Raw genomic sequence first — 1,319 nt, 5'->3', positions numbered from 1 at the left:
TGAACCGGGCAGACATCGATCCGGCCGAGTTAGCGGGCTGGTCAATCAACCTATCACCCTCGAGCCCGGGATTGTCTGAGAATGAATGAAACTATAGATTGGGACAAAGTCACCCGATACCTCGATGCTTTGTATGAAGCTTCAGAGGGTCTCGAAGGCATGTTCCCTGGCCGCAAGTTCACGCTTGACGGCCATCTTGTCGGGAGCGTTGGAGAAGTTGTTGCCGCCTACATTTTTGATCTAGATTTAAACGCCGCCTCGACCCAAGGCCACGACGCAATGACACGCGACGGCAAGATGGTCGAGATCAAGCTAACCCAAGGCAAAAGCGTGGCAATCCGTCACGAGCCCGATCATCTGATTGCCCTGCACCGGCCCAAGGGCGGGCCCGTTCGCGTCGTATACAACGGACCAGGTTCGATCGCATGGCACCACGCCGGGAAGATGCAGGCAAATGGTCAGCGCCCGATATCTCTCACCCGGCTTGCGAAGTTGGATAGGGAAATATCGAAAGAAGACCGGGTCAGGGTACATAGAGAATCACCGATCTGAGAAAAACAAACGAACGCGGACACCCATAAGTTAGAGGGTCAAGCTAGATTTCCGAAACGGTTGGCTGGCATCGGAAACTGCTGTTCCACCCTTCCCTTGGCACTATTTCGCCAGGAATCACGAGATGCCCGAATATCAGGCACGCCAAACCTGGCCTTGCGGCCATCCGGGTAAAGATCAGGATTGATGCGGTTCTAGCCTGGCCTGAACAGCTGGGCTGCGGCCGTCTGGCCCTTTAGGAAGGATTTTCCGAAACGCTCGGCGAGGTCTCGCATCTTTTCGAGCGGTCCAATGAAGCTGCCGAACCGGGTTTTTTCGCTTCGATTGATGAACTTGACATACGACGCCGGGTCGATCTTCAGCCGCTCCAGGATCGGCGGCAGGTTCTCCGGAATACTGCCTTGCTTGCCCTCGATCACGGCGCGGCCCGACCAGTCCACGAGTTTCAGGTAGTCCTGTATCTCATAGGGAATCGCCCGCTCGGGGTTTTTCGGTGCCTGGTCGGCAAATGGCATCAGTTTGCCGATCGCGGTCTGCAAGTCTTCCGGTAGTTTCTCCATTGCCTCCGGGACTTGACTCGCAATCTTGGGGTTCTGCTCCAGAATCCGTTGCTCGATGGCTGTGTAGTCGGACTCTTCCGGGGCCTGGGCCATGTTGGCGCGGATTGGATTGAGGTCGACATAAGCCATGGCCGCAATCAGCGCGGCCTCGTCCAGCAGCGCCTGGCTCTTGAACCGGCCTTCCCAGAACCGACCGGTGACGTTGTC

At 56.7% G+C, this 1,319-nt stretch carries 1 protein-coding gene and 1 pseudogene; one reads left to right on the top strand and one right to left on the bottom strand.

Annotated features, from left to right (window positions below; all coding sequences use genetic code 11):
• Positions 1-81 precede the first annotated feature (81 nt).
• Positions 82-552, top strand: a complete 471-nt coding sequence (locus tag VJ956_RS10560) for a DUF6998 domain-containing protein (RefSeq protein ID WP_324084625.1) — start codon at positions 82-84, stop codon at positions 550-552.
• A 194-nt stretch (positions 553-746) separates the two neighbouring features.
• Here the strand turns inward: VJ956_RS10560 and VJ956_RS10555 are convergent.
• Positions 747-1,319 (bottom strand): annotated as a pseudogene (locus tag VJ956_RS10555) (hypothetical protein); the annotation flags it as partial.

This window comes from Marinobacter sp. (assembly GCF_035268745.1).
Taxonomy (GTDB): domain Bacteria; phylum Pseudomonadota; class Gammaproteobacteria; order Pseudomonadales; family Oleiphilaceae; genus Marinobacter.
The sequence above is the reverse complement of the archived record's forward strand: the minus strand, read 5'-3'. Positions and strand labels throughout refer to the sequence as shown.